A 16,672-nucleotide genomic window follows, 5' to 3' on the forward strand; every position below is an offset into this window, starting at 1 on the left:
CCTGCGTCGCGAGCAAGCTTTGCTCCCACACAAGCGCCTCGTCACAGGAGGGTACATCCGGCTGAATCAGGCCTGCTTGAAGCCCCGAACTTCATCGACCCCACGATTGGCCAACTGGTCGGCCCGCTCGTTGCCGTGGTGGCCGATGTGGCCGCGCACCCATTTCCAGGTGACGTTGTGGCGGTTGACCTGTTCATCCAGCAGTTTCCAGAGGTCGGCGTTTTTCACCGGCTCCTTCGCCGCCGTCTTCCAGCCACGTTTCTTCCAGTTGGCCATCCACTCGTTGATGCCCTTCATGACGTACTGCGAGTCGGTCACCAGCAACACATCGCAAGGCCGCTTGAGCTCTTCCAGGCCACGGATGGCGCCCATCAGCTCCATGCGATTGTTGGTGGTATTGGTTTCGCCGCCCCAGAGCTCCTTCTCCACGCCCTTGCACACCAGCAACGCGCCCCAGCCGCCCGGACCGGGGTTGCCCTTGCAGGCGCCATCAGTGAAGAGTTCTACGCTATCGCTCATGCCAATCTATCCAGAAAAAAATGCAAAGGCCCGCCGATCGGGCCCGACAACACCCGCAGCCCAATACGACAAGAACCATCAAAAAAGGTTACGGCTCGATGTGGCGACGATTGACCTTGGCCATTGGCAAGGGAATCAGCTTGCCCATCGGCTCGCGTCGCGCCTGGCGCACCGGGCGCAACCCGACCGCGATCTTGCGGGCCACCAGCAGGTAGAAACCGCCGCCGGACAGCTGCCAGTCACCGGCCTTGCGCTCCCAGCCGGCCAGGCGCGCCTGCCACTTGGGCGAGGCAAGCGGCGGACGATAGCACCCGAAGCGGCGTTTCTCCAGCGCAAAGCCCAGCAGGTTCAGCCAGTCGCCGACCCTCGACGCCGAGATGCAACGGGCCTGGCGCAAGGCGTCGTGGGCAAACACATGACGCAAGCCCCAAGCGCTCCAGGGGTTGATGCCGATGATCAACAGGTGCCCGCCGGGGCGTACGCTGCTGGCGGCTTCACGCAACAAGCCGTGGGGCGACAGGCAGAAATCCAGGCCGTGCTGCATGACCACCACGTCGGCGGCATGTTCGCTCAACGGCCAGGCCTGCTCTTCGCAGACGATTTCCACCCCGGGCAACGGCGCCCCCAGGCGCACGTTGCGCTGAACTTGCGGCGCCGACGGCGGGGTTTGCGCCGAGGGGCCGTAGTGCACCAGATAACCGCCGAAGAACCGGCCCAACTCGTCTTCGAGCATGCGCCGTTCTTCTTCCAGCAAAAACTGCCCGACAGGGCCGGACAGCCATTCACGAGCGGCGCTGATCAACGCCAGCCAGTCAGGATCAGCCTGAGCGAACGCTTCATCGGTCATTGCATTCTCCAACGCGTCAGGAAGTTCTAAGATGCGCCTTTGTTTTCCGCTTGGCGAATTCCACGATGATACAGATCAGTGCCCTGCCCGCATTCACCGATAACTACATCTGGTTGTTACAGGACCACGCCACCCGGCGCTGCGCCGTGGTCGACCCAGGTGACGCCGCGCCGGTGCAGGCCTGGCTCGAGGCCCATCCGGGCTGGGTCCTGAGCGACATCCTGATCACCCACCATCACCATGATCATGTCGGCGGCGTCCAGGCGCTGAAGAATGCGACGAACGCCACCGTTTACGGCCCGGCCAGCGAAAACATCCCGGCGCGGGACAAGGCCCTGCATGACAACGACAAGGTCAGCGTGCTCGGCTGGGACTTCGATGTCTACGCCGTGCCTGGCCATACCCTGGGGCACATCGCCTACTACCATCATGGCCTGCTGTTCTGTGGCGACACCCTGTTCGCCGCCGGTTGCGGCCGGCTCTTCGAAGGCACGCCTGCGCAAATGCACCATTCCCTCAGTCGCCTCGCCGCCCTGCCTGAAGATACGCTGGTCTATTGCACCCATGAATATACCCTCGGCAATCTGAAGTTCGCGGCCGCCGTGGAACCCGGCAACCCGGACATCGCCGCCCGCCTGGAAAAAGTCAGCCGCCAACGCAGCGAAGGCATCATGACGCTACCCTCGACCCTGGCCCTGGAAAAACTCACCAATCCGTTCCTGCGCACGACTGAAACATCCGTTAAACAAAAAGCAGACGAACGGAACGGCCAGCGAAACCAGACGCCGAGTGAGGTTTTTGCGGCCTTGAGGGCTTGGAAAGATACGTTCTAAGGCAGCTATCGATTGATACAAAAATTCTGAAAGGTTGACCTGTTGGGGTGCGCTTCCTAGAATCGGCCGACATTTTTGCCCGGAACTTACTTCCAGCCAATGTCGTCATCTATACGCAGGTCCGTTCAGTCAGACACATTGACCCGCTTGGCTCAAGCCATTGCGGTGGCTGTGTCCGCCACATTGGCGGGCTGCCAGAGCACGAGCCAGCTACCGCAGACCGACGCGGCGCACACGCCGAATATCGCCGCTCGCGCCAAACAGAAGCCGGTATGGCTCACTGAGAAACCCAGCCCTCAAGTACCCCAGGACGTCTGGGAGCGCATGCGCCAGGGCTTCCAGTTGCAGGAAACAGCCGGCGTCAACCCGCGTATCGAGCAACAGCGCCTGTGGTTCGCCAGCAACCCTTCCGTCATGGAAAACGCCGGTGAGCGCGGCAGCCTGTACATCCATTACATCGTCGAACGCCTCGAAGAGCGCAACATGCCGCTGGAGCTGGCGTTGCTGCCGGTGATCGAGAGTGCCTACAACCCCATGGCCTATTCCCGGGCCAACGCAGTGGGCCTGTGGCAGTTCATCCCGTCCACGGGGCGTTACTTCAACCTGCGCCAGACCCGCTTCTATGACGGGCGTCGCGACATCACTGCCTCCACCACGGCCGCCCTGGACTACCTGACGCGCCTGCACGACATGTTCAACGGCGACTGGTTGCTGGCGCTGGCGGCCTACAACGCCGGCGAGGGTACGGTCAGCCGCGCCATCGAGCGCAACGAGAAGCTTGGCCTGCCCACCGACTACTGGAACCTGCCGCTGCCCAGCGAGACCCAGGCCTATGTGCCGAAGTTGCTGGCGCTGTCCCAGGTGGTGCTCTCGCCCGATGCCTATGGCGTGAACCTCAACCCGATCGCCAACGAACCCTATTTCCAGGTTGTCGAGATCAACCAGCGCATGGACCTGTCCAAGGTGGCGGCGGTGGCCAACATCGACGAAGACGAGCTGTTCCAGCTCAACCCGGCCTTCAAGCAGCGCACCACCATCGACGGCCCCCAGCACCTGCTGGTGCCCACGTCCAAGGCCCAGTTGCTGACCGCCAGCCTGTCGACCATGCGTCCTGAAGAGTTGATCAGCCAGCGCTCGCTCAAGCCGGTGTTCGAAACAGCCGACGACAGCGACGTGGAAGGCGCCCGGCGCACCTACCGTGTCAAGCGCGGCGACAACCTCGCCCAGATCGCCAAGGCCAATAACGTCCAGACCAAGGACCTGCAACGCTGGAACAAACTCAGCGGCAACAAGCTCAAGGTCGGCCAGACCCTGGTGATGCAGGACACCAAGGCCAGCAAGGCCACTGGCAAGCGCATCAGCACCGTGGTGGCCGCCAATAGCAAGGACCAGAAGAAGCAGACCCAATACAAGGTCAAGCAAGGTGATTCGCTGTACGTCGTCGCCAAGCGCTTCAACGTGGAAATGCAGCACCTCAAGCGCTGGAACCCGCGGATGGGCAAGGCACTCAAGCCTGGACAGATGCTGACGGTCTACTCCCCGCATTGACCCCGGGGCTCCTGTAGCCAGGGGTTGGGTTGTTGTAGGAGCTGGCGAAGCCTGCGATCTTTTGATCTTTCGCTTGATATTTAAGTGTCTGGGGAAAGATCGCAGCCTCGCTGCGCTCGACAGCTCCTACAACCCCGCCTTTTTCCTGCCGATACAAGCTGTTACTGTACAGGCCATAAAGCCCAAGCCGCCTGGATCGGATCTCAGACTTGATACGTCCCCTCCTCTTGCTCCTGATCAGCCTGGCCTTGAGCTCTCCCGCCAGCGCAGCCATCAGCGAAAGCCATGGCTATGCGCAGTTCGGCACGCTCAAGTACCCGGCCAGATTCACCCACTTCGACTGGGTCAACCCGCAAGCGCCCAAGGGCGGTGTCTTGCGAGTCATGGCATTCGGCACCTTCGATACGCTCAATCCCTACACATTCAAGGGCAGCAGCCCGGTTTCCACGGCCAATTTCCTGCAATACGGCATCAATGAGCTGAACGAACCACTGATGGTCGGCACTGGCCAGTACGCACCGTCCGGTGATGAACCGACGTCGAGCTACGGCCTGATCGCCCAGTCGGTGGAGTACAGCGAAGACCGCAGTTGGGTGGTGTTCAACCTGCGCCCCGAAGCGCGGTTCCACGATGGCGTGCCCATCACCGCCTATGACGTGGCGTTCTCCTACAGGACACTGCTCAAGGAAGGCCACCCGCAGTACCGCACCAACCTGCAGGAAGTGCTGCGGGTCGACATTCTCAACCCGCTGAGAATCCGCTTTGTCTTCAAGCGCGCGGGTAATCCGCTGCTGATCCTGCGCCTGGGCGAACTGCCGGTGCTGCCCCAGCATTACTGGAAAGGCCGCGACTTCAAGGCAACGACCTTCGAGCCGCCCCTGGGCAGCGGGCCTTACCGCATCACCAAAGTGCAACCAGGCCGCCAACTGGTGTTCGAACGGGTCAAGGATTACTGGGGCAAGGACCTGCCGGTCAATCGTGGCAAGTACAACTATGACCGAATGGACGTGGAGTTCTATCGTGACAGCGAAGTCGCCTTCGAAGCCTTCAAGGCCGGTGAATTCGACATCTACATCGAACACCAGGCCAAGAACTGGGCCAACGGCTATGACTTCCCGGCGATCAAGCGCGGCGACGTGATCAAGGCGCAGATTGCCCACCAGATCCCGACCCAGACCCAAGGCCTGTTCATGAACACCCGGCGCGGCACGTTTGCCGAGGTCAAGGTGCGCGAAGCCCTGGGGTTGATGTTCGATTTCGAGTGGACCAACCGCACCCTGTTCAGTGGCGCCTACAAGCGCACCCTCAGTTATTACCCCAACAGCGAATTTTCCGCCACCGGCCTGCCGGTGGGCCATGAATGGCTGCTGCTCAAGCCATACCGGGAACAATTGCCGCCCAAACTGCTCACCGAACCCTTCAGCTTGCCCAAGACCGACGGTCGCGGCATTCCCCGGGAAACCCTGCGCAAAGCCCTGGGGTTATTGAAGGAAGCCGGTTGGAGCCTCAACGGCCAGCGCCTGCTGAACGCCGACAGCCAGCCCCTGAGCTTCGAAATCCTGCTGGTGAACCCGAATCTGGAGCGCATCCTGCAGCCCTACGTCGAGAACCTTGCCAGCATCGGCATCCAGGCCCGGCTGCGCACGGTGGACCGCGCCCAGTACAAGCAGCGCCTGGACCAGTTCGACTTCGACATGATCCTGCTGACCTTGAACCAGACCCTCAGCCCGGGCCTTGAGCAGTGGCAGTACTTCCACTCCAGCCAGGTCGGGGTCAAGGGCAGCAAGAACTACGCCGGGATCGCCAACCCAGTGGTTGACCATCTGCTGGAAAAGCTGCTCGCCGCCCAGACCCGCGACGAACAGGTCGCCGCCGGCAAGGCCCTGGATCGCGTGCTGCTGTGGCAGCATTACTGCATTCCCAACTGGTATCTCAATTATCATCGCCTGGCGTACCGCAACCGGTTCGCCTTCGTCACCACGCCGCCCTACACCCTGGGCCTGAGCGCATGGTGGCTGAAATCTTCGGAGAAAGATCAATGAAGCCTTTACGTGCCCTGCTCCTGCAGGCCAGCAGCCTGTTATTCGCCGGACTGGCCTGCGCCGCGCCGCAGCATGCCGTGACCTTGTACAACGAGCCGCCGAAGTACCCGGCGAACTTCAAGCATTTCGACTACGTCAACCCGGACGCCCCCAAAGGCGGGATCTTCCGCCAGGGCGGCTTCGGGGGCTTCGACAGCCTCAACCCGTTCATCAGCAAAGGCGTGCCGGCCGATGACATTGGCCTGATCTACGACACCCTGGCCAAGCAGGGCCTGGACGAACCGTTCACCGAATATGGCCTGATCGCCGAAAAAATCGAGAAAGCCCCGGACAATGGCTGGGTACGTTTCTACCTGCGCCCCGAAGCCCGTTTCAATGATGGACATCCGGTGCGCGCCGAAGACGTGGTCTTCAGCTTCCAGACCCTGACCAAGGACGGCGCGCCGATGTTTCGCGGCTATTACAACGACGTCGCCGAAGTCATCGCCGAAGACCCGCTCAAGGTTTTGTTCAAGTTCAAGCACACCAACAATCGCGAACTGCCGTTGATCCTCGGCCAACTGCCGGTATTGCCGAAACACTGGTGGGCCGAGCGCGACTTCAGCAAGGGCAACCTGGAAATCCCCCTGGGCAGCGGCCCCTACAAGGTCGCCGAAGTGAAGGCTGGACGCTCGATCCGCTATGAGCGGGTGAAGGATTACTGGGGCAAGGACCTGCCGGTCAATCGCGGCTTCTATAATTTCGACGTACTGACCACCGACTACTACCGCGACAACACCGTCGCGGTCGAGGCCTTGAAAGCCGGGCAGTTCGATTTCTGGCTGGAAATGACCGCCAAGAACTGGGCCAACGCCTACAACATCCCGGCCGTGACCGAAGGCCGGCTGATCAAGGAACAGATCCCCAACGGCAACCCAACCGGCATGCAGGGTTTTGTCTACAACCTGCGCCGGCCGATCTTCCAGGACGTACGGGTGCGCAAGGCCTTGAGCCTGCTGCTGGATTTCGAGTGGACCAACAAGCAGCTGTTCAACGGCGCCTACGCCCGCACCCGCAGCTATTTCGAGAATTCGGAAATGGCCGCCACCGGGTTGCCCGGCGAAGACGAGTTGAAGATCCTCGAGCCCCTGCGCGGCAAGATTCCCGAACAGGTCTTCACCGACGCGTTCCAGCCGTCGATGTGTGACGGCAGCGGCATGATCCGCGACCAGCAGCGCAAGGCCTACCAATTGCTGCAAGAGGCCGGCTGGCGCATCGTCGACGACAAGATGGTCGATGCCCAGGGCAAACCGGTGGTGCTGGAGTTCCTGCTGGCCCAGACCGAGTTCGAGCGGATACTGCTGCCGTTCAAGCGCAACCTGAGCGACCTGGGCATCGAACTGGTGATCCGCCGCGTGGACGTGTCCCAGTACATCAACCGCGTACGCTCCCGCGACTTCGACCTGGTGGTGGGCAGCTTCCCGCAATCCAGCTCACCGGGTAACGAACAGCGCGAGTTCTGGATGTCGGCCGCCGCCGACAAGCCCGGCAGCCGCAACACCATGGGCCTGAAGGATCCAGCGGTGGACCAGTTGGTGGAACAACTGATCAACGCCGATTCGCGCAAGAGCCTGGTGGCCCACGCCCGTGCGCTGGATCGGGTTTTGCAATGGGGCTACTACGTGATCCCGAACTGGCACATCAAGACCTGGCGCGTGGCCTACTGGAACCACATCGGCCATCCGAAAATCACGCCGACCTATGACATCGGCACCACCACCTGGTGGGTCAAGCCGGAGGTCAAGCCGGCCGATGAAGTAGAGAAGCAGGTCACCGAGCAGCAAATCGCCGCCCCTGCGAGCGTGGAGTAACGAAATGCTGGCTTATATTTTTCGGCGACTGCTGCTGATCATCCCGACCCTGTTCGGTATTCTGCTGATCAACTTCGTCATCATCCAAGCCGCGCCCGGCGGGCCGGTGGAACAGATGATCGCCAAGCTCGAGGGCTTCGAGGGCGCCACCAGCCGCATTGCCGGCGGCGGTGCCGAAGTGTCGGTGGCCGGCTCCTCGTACCGCGGTGCCCAGGGCCTGGACCCGGCGCTGGTCAAGGAAATCGAGCGCATGTACGGCTTTGACAAGTCGGCACCCGAACGCCTGTGGATCATGATCAAGAACTACGCCCACCTGGACTTCGGCGACAGTTTCTTCCGCGACGCCAAGGTCATCGACCTGATCAAGGAAAAGATGCCGGTGTCCATCTCCCTCGGGTTGTGGAGCACGCTGATCATGTACCTGGTGTCGATCCCGCTGGGGATCGCCAAGGCCACGCGCCACGGTAGCCATTTCGATGTCTGGACCAGCTCGGCCATCATCATCGGCTACGCGATCCCGTCATTCCTGTTCGCCATCCTGCTGATCGTGCTGTTTGCGGGCGGCAGTTATTTCGACTGGTTCCCCTTGCGCGGGCTGACCTCCAACAACTTCGACGAATTGAGCATGGGCGGCAAGATCCTCGATTACTTCTGGCACCTGGCCTTGCCCGTCACCGCTCTGGTGATCGGCAACTTCGCCACCATGACCCTGCTGACCAAGAACAGCTTCCTCGACGAAATCAACAAGCAATACGTGGTCACCGCCAAGGCCAAGGGCCTGACTCGCCATCGGGTGCTCTACGGCCACGTGTTCCGCAACGCCATGCTGCTGGTGATCGCCGGTTTCCCTTCGGCCTTCATCGGGATCTTCTTTACCGGCTCCCTGCTGGTGGAAGTGATTTTCTCCCTCGACGGCCTGGGCCTGATGAGTTTCGAAGCGGCCATCAACCGCGACTACCCGGTGGTGTTCGGCACCCTGTTCATCTTCACCTTGCTGGGGCTGGTGGTGAAACTGATCGGCGATCTGACCTACACCTTTGTCGATCCGCGCATCGACTTCGAAAGCCGGGAGCATTGAGATGAACCTGTCCCCTCTCAATCGCCGCCGCTTCGAACTGTTCAAGGCCAACAAGCGTGGCTGGTGGTCGCTGTGGCTGTTCCTGATCCTGTTCGGGCTGAGCCTGGGCGCCGAGTTGATCGCCAACGACAAGCCGCTGGTGGTGCATTACGACGATGGCTGGTACTTCCCGGCCCTCAAGCGCTACCCGGAAACCACGTTCGGCGGCGAGTTCCCCCTGGAAGCCAACTACAAGAGCCCCTATATCCGCGAACTGCTGGCGGCCAAGGACGCCTGGGTGCTGTGGGCACCGATTCCGTTCAGCTACCAGAGCATCAACTACGACCTGAAGGTCCCGGCCCCGGCGCCGCCCTCTTCCGTGAACTGGCTGGGCACTGACGACCAGGGTCGCGATGTCCTGGCCCGAGTCATCTATGGCTTCCGCATCTCGGTCCTGTTTGCCCTGACGCTGACCGTGCTCAGCTCGATCATCGGCGTGATCGCCGGCGCCCTGCAGGGCTTCTATGGCGGCTGGGTGGACTTGGCCGGCCAACGCTTCCTGGAAATCTGGTCCGGGTTGCCGGTGCTGTACCTGCTGATCATCCTGGCCAGTTTCGTGCAGCCCAACTTCTGGTGGCTGCTGGGCATCATGCTGCTGTTTTCCTGGATGAGCCTGGTGGATGTGGTCCGCGCCGAGTTCCTGCGCGGGCGCAACCTGGAATACGTACGCGCCGCCCGGGCGCTGGGCATGCAGAACGGCGCGATCATGTTTCGCCACATCCTGCCCAACGCCATGGTCTCGACCATGACGTTCATGCCGTTCATCCTCACTGGCGCCATCGGCACCCTCACCGCCCTGGACTTCCTCGGCTTTGGCCTGCCGCCCGGCGCGCCGTCCCTCGGCGAGCTGGTGGCCCAGGGTAAATCCAACCTCCAGGCGCCGTGGTTGGGCATCAGCGCGTTCGCCGTGCTGGCCCTGATGTTGAGCCTGTTGGTGTTCATCGGCGAGTCCGCTCGCGATGCCTTCGATCCGAGGAAGTGAAATGAACCAGGATAATCTGATCGAAGTGCGCGACCTGGCAGTGGAGTTCATTGTCGGCGAACGCCGCCAGCGCGTCGTCGAGGGGGTCAGCTTCGATATCAAGCGCGGCGAAACCCTGGCCCTGGTGGGCGAAAGCGGCTCGGGCAAATCGGTTACCGCCCACTCGATCCTGCGGTTGCTGCCCTACCCGCTGGCCCATCACCCCACCGGCACTATCCAGTATGCCGGCCAGAATTTGCTGGGTTTGAAGGAAAAAACCATCCGCCATATCCGCGGCAACCGGATCGCGATGATCTTCCAGGAGCCGATGACGTCCCTCAACCCGCTGCACTCCATTGAAAAACAGATCAATGAAGTGCTCGGCATCCACAAGGGCCTGAGCGGTAAAGTCGCGACCCGCCGGACCCTTGAGTTGCTGGAGCTGGTTGGCATTCCCGAGCCCCACAAGCGCCTCAAGGCCCTGCCCCACGAGCTGTCCGGCGGCCAGCGCCAGCGGGTGATGATCGCCATGGCCCTGGCCAACGAGCCCGAACTGCTGATTGCCGACGAGCCGACCACCGCGCTGGACGTCACCGTCCAGCTGAAAATCCTCCAATTGCTCAAGCAATTGCAGGCGCGATTGGGCATGTCGCTGCTGCTGATCAGCCACGATTTGAACCTGGTGCGAAGAATTGCGCATCGCGTATGTGTCATGCAGCGCGGTTGCATCGTCGAACAGGCATCGTGCGAAGAGTTGTTCCGCGCACCGCAGCATCCGTACACTCGGGAACTGCTGGGCGCTGAACCCAGCGGCACCCCGGCGAGCAACGTCGTCGGCCCGCCGCTGTTGCAGGTCGAGGACCTGAAAGTCTGGTTCCCGATCAAGAAAGGCCTGTTCAAGCGCACGGTAGACTACATCAAGGCCGTGGACGGTATCCGCTTCAGCCTGCCCCAGGGCCAGACCCTGGGCATCGTCGGCGAAAGCGGTTCCGGCAAATCCACCCTGGGGCTGGCAATCCTGCGGTTGATCGGCAGCCAGGGCGGGATCCGCTTCGAAGGCAAGCAGCTGGACAGCCTGACGCAGCAGCAGGTCCGGCCGCTACGCCGGGAGATGCAAGTGGTGTTTCAGGACCCCTTCGGTAGCCTGAGCCCACGGATGTGTGTGAGCCAGATCGTCGGCGAAGGCCTGCGGATCCACAAGATCGGCACCGAAGCCGAACAGGAACAAGCGATAATCGCGGCATTGAAGGAGGTAGGCCTGGACCCGGAAACCCGGAACCGCTACCCCCATGAATTTTCCGGAGGGCAACGGCAGCGTATCGCCATTGCCCGGGCCCTGGTGCTCAAGCCGGCGTTGATTCTGCTGGATGAACCGACGTCGGCCCTGGACCGTACCGTGCAACGCCAAGTGGTGGAGCTGTTGCGGTCGTTGCAAACCAAGTACAACCTGACGTACCTGTTTATCAGCCATGACCTGGCTGTCGTCAAAGCGCTGAGCCACCAGTTGATGGTGGTCAAGCATGGCCAAGTGGTCGAACAAGGTGATGCCCGCAGCATATTCGCCGCGCCGCAGCACCCCTATACACAGCAGTTGCTGGAGGCCGCCTTCCTGGCCCCAACAACTGCCGAATAACCTGAAAGAGGAGCAACACATGGGTTTTCTCGCCGGTAAGCGCGTACTGATCGTCGGTGTCGCCAGCAAGCTGTCCATCGCATCCGGCATCGCCGCCGCCATGCATCGCGAGGGCGCTGAGCTTGCCTTCACTTATCAGAACGACAAACTCAAGGGTCGCGTCGAAGAGTTCGCACAGGGCTGGGGTTCGAGCCCTGAGCTGTGCTTCCCGTGCGACGTGGCCAGCGATGAAGAAATCGCCAAGGTCTTCGAAGAACTGAGCAAGAAGTGGGATGGCCTGGACTGCATCGTGCACTCCGTGGGCTTCGCCCCGGGCGACCAACTGGACGGCGACTTCACCGAAGCCACCACCCGTGAAGGTTTCCGCATTGCCCACGACATCAGCGCCTACAGCTTCGTGGCCCTGGCCAAGGCCGGTCGCGAAATGATGAAAGGCCGCAACGGCAGCCTGCTGACCCTGTCGTACCTGGGCGCCGAGCGCACCATGCCGAACTACAACGTCATGGGCATGGCCAAGGCTTCCCTGGAAGCCGGCGTCCGCTACCTGGCTGGCTCCCTGGGCCCGGACGGCACCCGCGTCAACTGCGTATCGGCCGGTCCCATCCGCACCCTCGCCGCTTCCGGCATCAAGAACTTCCGCAAGATGCTGGCCGCCAACGAAGCGCAAACCCCGCTGCGTCGCAACGTCACCATCGAAGAAGTCGGCAACGCCGGCGCCTTCCTGTGCTCGGACCTGGCATCGGGCATCAGCGGTGAAATCATGTACGTGGACGGCGGCTTCAACACCACCGCCATGGGCAACATCGAAGAGTAATCTTCACCCGCGCCACGCATAAAAAACGCCGCTTGCCCTGGAAAGGCCAAGCGGCTTTTTTTTATGCTCTCACTACAAATCCCCTTGTGGGAGCGAGCCTGCTCGCGATTGCGGTGGGTCAGTTGACATAAATGTTGAGTGTGACTCAGTCATCGCGAGCAGGCTCGCTCCCACAGGGATAGGCGGTGGCCTGATCAGCCTGTGCTAGCTGCGTAGCGCCTGTTTCTGTGTGTACATCGCCGCATCCGCGTCCGCCAGTAGCGTGTCGATCGACTGATGACGCTGGGAGTCGTACTCGATCTGACCGACACTGAAACGAATGTCATAGCCACGCTGCAACATCGCATTGCGCTCATCGAGGATTTCCTTGAGCCGCGCCATGATTGCCGCTATCTCGACATGGGAAGAACCGGTGAGCAACGCCACGAATTCGTCGCCGCCGAGGCGGCCGATCACATCACTTTCGCGAAAAGCGATACGCAGCACATCGGCGAAGGTTTTCAGCGCGTTGTCGCCCTCGGCGTGCCCATAACGGTCGTTGATCGGTTTGAAGTCGTTGAGATCAAAGAACAGCAGCGTCGCCGGTCGCGACAAGCGATCACACACATTCAACGCATGCTGGGCCAACGTCCTGAAGCCACGCCGATTGGACAACAGCGTCAGCTCGTCCATGCTCGCCATCTGCACCGCGACCATTTCCTGCTCGGCCATGCGGGCCAAGTCGCGCAGCAGTTCGCGCTCTTCGTCATTGAGCTTGCGCGGCTTGGTGTCGAGCAGGCACAACGTGCCGAGCTTGCTGCCGTCCTCCATTCCCAGCGGATGCCCCGCATAGAAGCGAATGCCAGGCTTGTCCGTGACCAGTGGGTTGTCGTGGAAGCGTTCGTCCTGTTCCGCATCGCAGATCTCCAGGATCTGATCCTGCAAAATCGCATGCCCACAGAAGGAAATCTCCCGCGAGGTTTCGCTGGCGTCCAGGCCGGCGCTGGACTTGAACCACTGCCGGTTGGCGTCCACCAGCGACACCAGCGCGATGGGCACGTCAAACAGGCGTCGGGCAAGGCGGGTCAGGCGGTCAAACCGCTCTTCGGGTGCGGTATCAAGCAGCTTGAGCGAGTGCAGATTCTTGAGGCGAGCGGCTTCGTCGTCCGGTTTGCGTGGCGCAAGCATCGGAAACTCCATTGGCAGGACTTCATGAAGTCTAGTCCAGGACCCCAACCCTTCAAACCGAGCGGGCTAAATCCGACGGGCATTTACCGGTCAGGACTAATACACTGCCACTCAGGTTCAAGACGAGGACGCTGACCGATGAAGCACGCCCCCCATGACGACGCCCCACGCTTCTGGCGCGACGCGGCCCTGCCCTTCATCGAAGCCCGGGCCATCGGCGATGGGCGCAAGGTCTGCTATTCGCGCCATTCCCATGACCACTTTTCCATCGGTGCGATCACCGCCGGGCGCAGCACCTACATTCACGAACGCTCGAATTTCCAAGTGGAAAGCGGCACGGTGGTGCTGATGAACCCAGGCGACGTCCACGCGTGCAACCCGATCGACGATCAGCCGTGGTCCTATGTGATGTTGTACGTCGACACCCAGTGGCTCAGAGACTTGCAGCGCCGTATCGGCTTTGACGAAAGCCTGGATTTCCAGGGCTTCGCCACCACGCACAGCCGCGACGTGGAGCTGTTTGCCGCATTGGGAAGGTTGTATGAGCAATTGGTGGATGAGCAGCTCGACACGGACCGCAAGCACGCCGCCACCGAGGCATTTTTCATCGACCTGCAACAACGGCTCAACCCTGCCGGTCGCCCGGACCGGGGCAGCCATCCAGGCCTGATGCGTGCGGCACAGTTTATCCACGACCATTGCTGCGAAGCCTTGAAGCTGGAAGACATCTGCACCGCCGCGCAACTGTCGCCGTCCTACCTGAGCCGAGCCTTCAAGCGCCATTACGGGATGACGCCCCACGCCTTCCTGGTCAACCGCCGAATCCAGTTTGCCCGGCGCCAATTGCGCGAAGGCAAGCTGATCGCCGACGTGGCACTGGACAGCGGGTTTGCCGACCAGGCGCATTTCCAGCGTGCCTTCAAGCAACACCTGGCGGCTACGCCCGGGCAATATCGCGGCTGACTCCGTAGGGAAGAAGCTTGCTCCCGCCGGGTTCTGTAGGAGCTGGCGAAGCCTGCGATCTTTTGATCTTTTGATCTTTCGCTTGAGATTCAATTGTTTGGGGGAAGATCGCAGCCTCGTTGCACTCGACAGCTCCTACACAGTTCCTACACAGCTCCTACACCCATAAGCTAAACGGGTTGGCTCAAGGCAACAGCAGATACACCGCACTGGCCACCAACAACACCGCCATCGTCCGATTGAACAGGCGCATGGTCGCCGGATTGCCCAGCCAGGTGCGCAGGAAACTCCCGGCGTAGGCCCAGCAACCCACCGAGACATAGCAGATCACCAGATAGATCGCCGCAAACTGCCACACCAGCCGCGCCTCGCCATCGGCCACGAATGCCCCCATTCCCGCCACGCAGGCCAGCCACGCCTTGGGGTTGAGCCATTGCATCAGCGCGCCATAGAACATCGAAGGTGCCCGCCCCTCGTCTTCGCCGCCCAGGTGCCCGTTATCCATCGCCAGTTTCCAGGCCATGAACAACAGAAACGCCACGCCGCCCAGTTGCACCCCCCGTGTGAGGCCAGGCCAGCGTTGCAACACTTCATGCAACCCCAGCCCCATCAGCACCAGCAGCAAGACAAAACCCAGGGTTGCACCGGCCACATGGCGCAACGTCGCACGAAACCCGTACCGCGCCCCGGAGCTGAGGGCGACGATATTGACCGGACCGGGTGTAATGGAGGCGACCAGGGCAAACGCCGCCATGGAAAGAATCAAACTCATCGCATACCTTCTTCATATCTGTGAGGTGGCGATCAAGGTAAATTGCCAATCGCGGGCGGTATTGAACAAAACTGCCCAAGGGGCTACCCATGGCCCACCACAAAAACAATACTGTGCGGCTCATTCATTCAGGCGTGTTCTATGTCCATTGCGGTAGTGCGGTTTATTGGTTTCATCCTCGGTATTTTCCTGATCACCCTGGCTGCCAGCATGGCAATCCCGCTTTTGACACTGGTGATGTACGATCGCAACGATGACCTCTCGGCGTTTTTGTGGTCGAGCCTGATCACCTTCGTCTGCGGCGTCGCGCTGGTGGCGCGCGGTCGGCCAGCACACACCCAGATGCGCCCGCGGGACATGTACCTGCTGACCACCGCCAGTTGGGTCATCGTCTGCAGCTTCGCCGCCCTGCCCATGGTGTTCATCCAGCACATCAGCTACACCGATGCCTTTTTCGAGACCATGTCGGGCATCACCACCACCGGCTCGACCATCCTCACCGGCCTGGACACTGCCTCCCCCGGCCTGTTGATCTGGCGCTCGATGCTGCACTGGCTCGGTGGGATCGGCTTTATCGGCATGGCCGTGGCGATCCTGCCACTGCTGCGGGTCGGCGGCATGCGGCTGTTCCAGACCGAGTCGTCGGACTGGTCGGAGAAAGTCACACCACGCTCCCATGTCGCGGCGAACTACATCCTGTGGATCTACGTCGGCTTGACCGCCCTCGCCACCCTGGCCTTGTGGCTGGCCGGCATGACGCCCTTCGAAGCGATCAACCACGCGATGTCGTTGATTTCCACGGGAGGCTTCTCCACATCGGACGCTTCCCTGGGGCATTGGCCCCAACCGGCCATTCACTGGGTATCGGTGGTCGTCATGATGGCCGGTGCACTGCCGTTCACCTTGTACGTCGCCACCTTGCGCGGCCACAAACGCGCGTTGCTCAAGGACCAGCAAGTCAGGGGATTCGTCGGATTCCTGGTCATCACCTGGCTCATCGTGGGGACCTGGCTGAGCCTGAACAGCGACTACAGCTGGTGGGACGCAGTCCGTATCGTGGCCGTCAACGTGACGTCGGTGGTGACCACCACGGGCGTGGCGCTGGGCGACTACACCCTATGGGGCAGCTTTGCCTTGCTGCTGTTCTTCTATTTGACGTTCGTTGGCGGTTGCTCGGGATCAACGGCTGGCGGACTGAAGATCTTCCGCTTCCAGGTGGCCGGCGAGTTACTGATGGGCAGCCTGAAACAACTGATCCATCCCCGGGCGGTGATCCAGAAAAAATACAACAATCACCCCATCGACGAAGAGATCGTCCGTTCGCTGCTGACCTTTTCGTTTTTCTTCACCATCACCATTGGCGCTATCGCCCTGGGGCTGGCGCTGATCGGCCTGGACTGGACCACCGCCCTGACCGGCGCGGCCACCGCCGTGTGCAACGTGGGCCCCGGGCTGGGCACGATCATCGGGCCAGCCGGAAACTTCTCGACCTTGCCGGATGCAGCGAAATGGCTGCTGACCATTGGCATGCTGCTGGGTCGGCTGGAAATCCTGACGGTGCTGGTGTTGTTCACGCCGGTGTTCTGGAAGTATTGAACACGTCGGG

14 protein-coding genes are annotated in these 16,672 nt (G+C 61.4%); 10 read left to right on the forward strand and 4 right to left on the reverse strand.

The annotated features are described in order from the left end of the window. Positions 1–66 precede the first annotated feature (66 nt). Together rnhA and ASC85_RS28050 are read right to left on the reverse strand one after the other, a co-directional pair. The gene (gene rnhA, locus ASC85_RS28045; RefSeq protein ID WP_047225766.1) at positions 67–519 is read right to left on the reverse strand and encodes a ribonuclease HI; all 453 of its coding nucleotides are present in this window, start codon (positions 517–519) and stop codon (positions 67–69) included. Positions 520–607: 88 nt separating this feature from the next. Continuing rightward, positions 608–1,366, reverse strand: a complete 759-nt coding sequence (locus ASC85_RS28050; RefSeq protein WP_057452232.1) for a class I SAM-dependent methyltransferase — start codon at positions 1,364–1,366, stop codon at positions 608–610. Between the two features lie 65 nt (positions 1,367–1,431). Here ASC85_RS28050 and gloB point away from each other — a divergent pair, with 65 nt between their 5' ends. The 8 genes from gloB to fabI all read left to right on the forward strand — a co-directional run bounded on the left by gloB (position 1,432) and on the right by fabI (position 12,164). After that, the gene (gloB, locus tag ASC85_RS28055) at positions 1,432–2,199 is read left to right on the forward strand and encodes a hydroxyacylglutathione hydrolase (protein ID WP_057452233.1); all 768 of its coding nucleotides are present in this window, start codon (positions 1,432–1,434) and stop codon (positions 2,197–2,199) included. A gap of 99 nt (positions 2,200–2,298) precedes the next feature. Further along, the gene (locus tag ASC85_RS28060; protein ID WP_057452234.1) at positions 2,299–3,747 is read left to right on the forward strand and encodes a transglycosylase SLT domain-containing protein; all 1,449 of its coding nucleotides are present in this window, start codon (positions 2,299–2,301) and stop codon (positions 3,745–3,747) included. A gap of 209 nt (positions 3,748–3,956) precedes the next feature. Beyond that, positions 3,957–5,789 carry an extracellular solute-binding protein gene (locus ASC85_RS28065; RefSeq protein ID WP_057452235.1) on the forward strand — a complete coding sequence of 611 codons (1,833 nt, stop codon included), beginning with the start codon at positions 3,957–3,959 and terminating at the stop codon, positions 5,787–5,789. After that, positions 5,786–7,639, forward strand: coding sequence for an extracellular solute-binding protein (locus tag ASC85_RS28070; protein WP_057452236.1), 1,854 nt, complete (start codon positions 5,786–5,788; stop codon positions 7,637–7,639). The genes ASC85_RS28065 and ASC85_RS28070 overlap by 4 nt, the downstream gene beginning before the upstream one ends. Positions 7,640–7,643: 4 nt before the next feature. Further along, on the forward strand, positions 7,644–8,717 hold the full coding sequence (locus ASC85_RS28075; RefSeq protein WP_057452237.1) for a microcin C ABC transporter permease YejB: 1,074 nt from the start codon (positions 7,644–7,646) through the stop codon (positions 8,715–8,717). 1 nt (position 8,718) lies between these two features. Continuing rightward, positions 8,719–9,738 carry an ABC transporter permease gene (locus tag ASC85_RS28080; protein WP_046062782.1) on the forward strand — a complete coding sequence of 340 codons (1,020 nt, stop codon included), beginning with the start codon at positions 8,719–8,721 and terminating at the stop codon, positions 9,736–9,738. Between the two features lies 1 nt (position 9,739). Continuing rightward, complete coding sequence (locus ASC85_RS28085; RefSeq protein ID WP_057452238.1) at positions 9,740–11,350, forward strand: ABC transporter ATP-binding protein; 1,611 nt, start codon at positions 9,740–9,742, stop codon at positions 11,348–11,350. A gap of 19 nt (positions 11,351–11,369) precedes the next feature. After that, positions 11,370–12,164 (forward strand): enoyl-ACP reductase FabI, encoded by a 795-nt coding sequence (fabI, locus tag ASC85_RS28090; protein WP_003202751.1) that lies wholly within the window; start codon positions 11,370–11,372, stop codon positions 12,162–12,164. Positions 12,165–12,368: 204 nt separating this feature from the next. Here the strand turns inward: fabI and ASC85_RS28095 are convergent, their stop codons facing one another. Continuing rightward, on the reverse strand, positions 12,369–13,331 hold the full coding sequence (locus ASC85_RS28095) for a GGDEF domain-containing protein (RefSeq protein WP_057452239.1): 963 nt from the start codon (positions 13,329–13,331) through the stop codon (positions 12,369–12,371). Between the two features lie 138 nt (positions 13,332–13,469). Between ASC85_RS28095 and ASC85_RS28100 the strand changes: the two genes are divergently transcribed. Continuing rightward, entirely contained in the window at positions 13,470–14,294 is an 825-nt protein-coding gene (locus ASC85_RS28100) for a helix-turn-helix transcriptional regulator (protein WP_057452240.1), read from the forward strand. 184 nt (positions 14,295–14,478) lie between these two features. On the opposite strand, the gene ASC85_RS28105 is transcribed toward ASC85_RS28100, so the two are convergent. Further along, entirely contained in the window at positions 14,479–15,066 is a 588-nt protein-coding gene (locus ASC85_RS28105) for a LysE family translocator (protein ID WP_057452241.1), read from the reverse strand. 141 nt (positions 15,067–15,207) lie between these two features. Here ASC85_RS28105 and ASC85_RS28110 point away from each other — a divergent pair, with 141 nt between their 5' ends. Next, entirely contained in the window at positions 15,208–16,662 is a 1,455-nt protein-coding gene (locus ASC85_RS28110) for a TrkH family potassium uptake protein (protein WP_057452242.1), read from the forward strand. Positions 16,663–16,672 lie beyond the last annotated feature (10 nt).

Origin of the sequence: Pseudomonas sp. Root401 (assembly GCF_001425105.1) — a bacterium.
GTDB classification, from domain to species: Bacteria; Pseudomonadota; Gammaproteobacteria; order Pseudomonadales; family Pseudomonadaceae; genus Aquipseudomonas; species Aquipseudomonas brassicacearum.

What these genes read in the sequence shown, in the direction of transcription:
- rnhA (WP_047225766.1), bottom strand. Translation starts at nt 519, where the DNA reads ATGAGCGATAGCGTAGAACTCTTCACTGATGGCGCCTGCAAGGGCAAC.
- ASC85_RS28050 (WP_057452232.1), bottom strand. Translation starts at nt 1,366, where the DNA reads ATGACCGATGAAGCGTTCGCTCAGGCTGATCCTGACTGGCTGGCGTTG.
- gloB (WP_057452233.1), top strand. Translation starts at nt 1,432, where the DNA reads ATGATACAGATCAGTGCCCTGCCCGCATTCACCGATAACTACATCTGG.
- ASC85_RS28060 (WP_057452234.1), top strand. Translation starts at nt 2,299, where the DNA reads ATGTCGTCATCTATACGCAGGTCCGTTCAGTCAGACACATTGACCCGC.
- ASC85_RS28070 (WP_057452236.1), top strand. Translation starts at nt 5,786, where the DNA reads ATGAAGCCTTTACGTGCCCTGCTCCTGCAGGCCAGCAGCCTGTTATTC.
- ASC85_RS28075 (WP_057452237.1), top strand. Translation starts at nt 7,644, where the DNA reads ATGCTGGCTTATATTTTTCGGCGACTGCTGCTGATCATCCCGACCCTG.
- ASC85_RS28080 (WP_046062782.1), top strand. Translation starts at nt 8,719, where the DNA reads ATGAACCTGTCCCCTCTCAATCGCCGCCGCTTCGAACTGTTCAAGGCC.
- ASC85_RS28085 (WP_057452238.1), top strand. Translation starts at nt 9,740, where the DNA reads ATGAACCAGGATAATCTGATCGAAGTGCGCGACCTGGCAGTGGAGTTC.
- fabI (WP_003202751.1), top strand. Translation starts at nt 11,370, where the DNA reads ATGGGTTTTCTCGCCGGTAAGCGCGTACTGATCGTCGGTGTCGCCAGC.
- ASC85_RS28095 (WP_057452239.1), bottom strand. Translation starts at nt 13,331, where the DNA reads ATGCTTGCGCCACGCAAACCGGACGACGAAGCCGCTCGCCTCAAGAAT.
- ASC85_RS28100 (WP_057452240.1), top strand. Translation starts at nt 13,470, where the DNA reads ATGAAGCACGCCCCCCATGACGACGCCCCACGCTTCTGGCGCGACGCG.
- ASC85_RS28105 (WP_057452241.1), bottom strand. Translation starts at nt 15,066, where the DNA reads ATGAGTTTGATTCTTTCCATGGCGGCGTTTGCCCTGGTCGCCTCCATT.
- ASC85_RS28110 (WP_057452242.1), top strand. Translation starts at nt 15,208, where the DNA reads ATGTCCATTGCGGTAGTGCGGTTTATTGGTTTCATCCTCGGTATTTTC.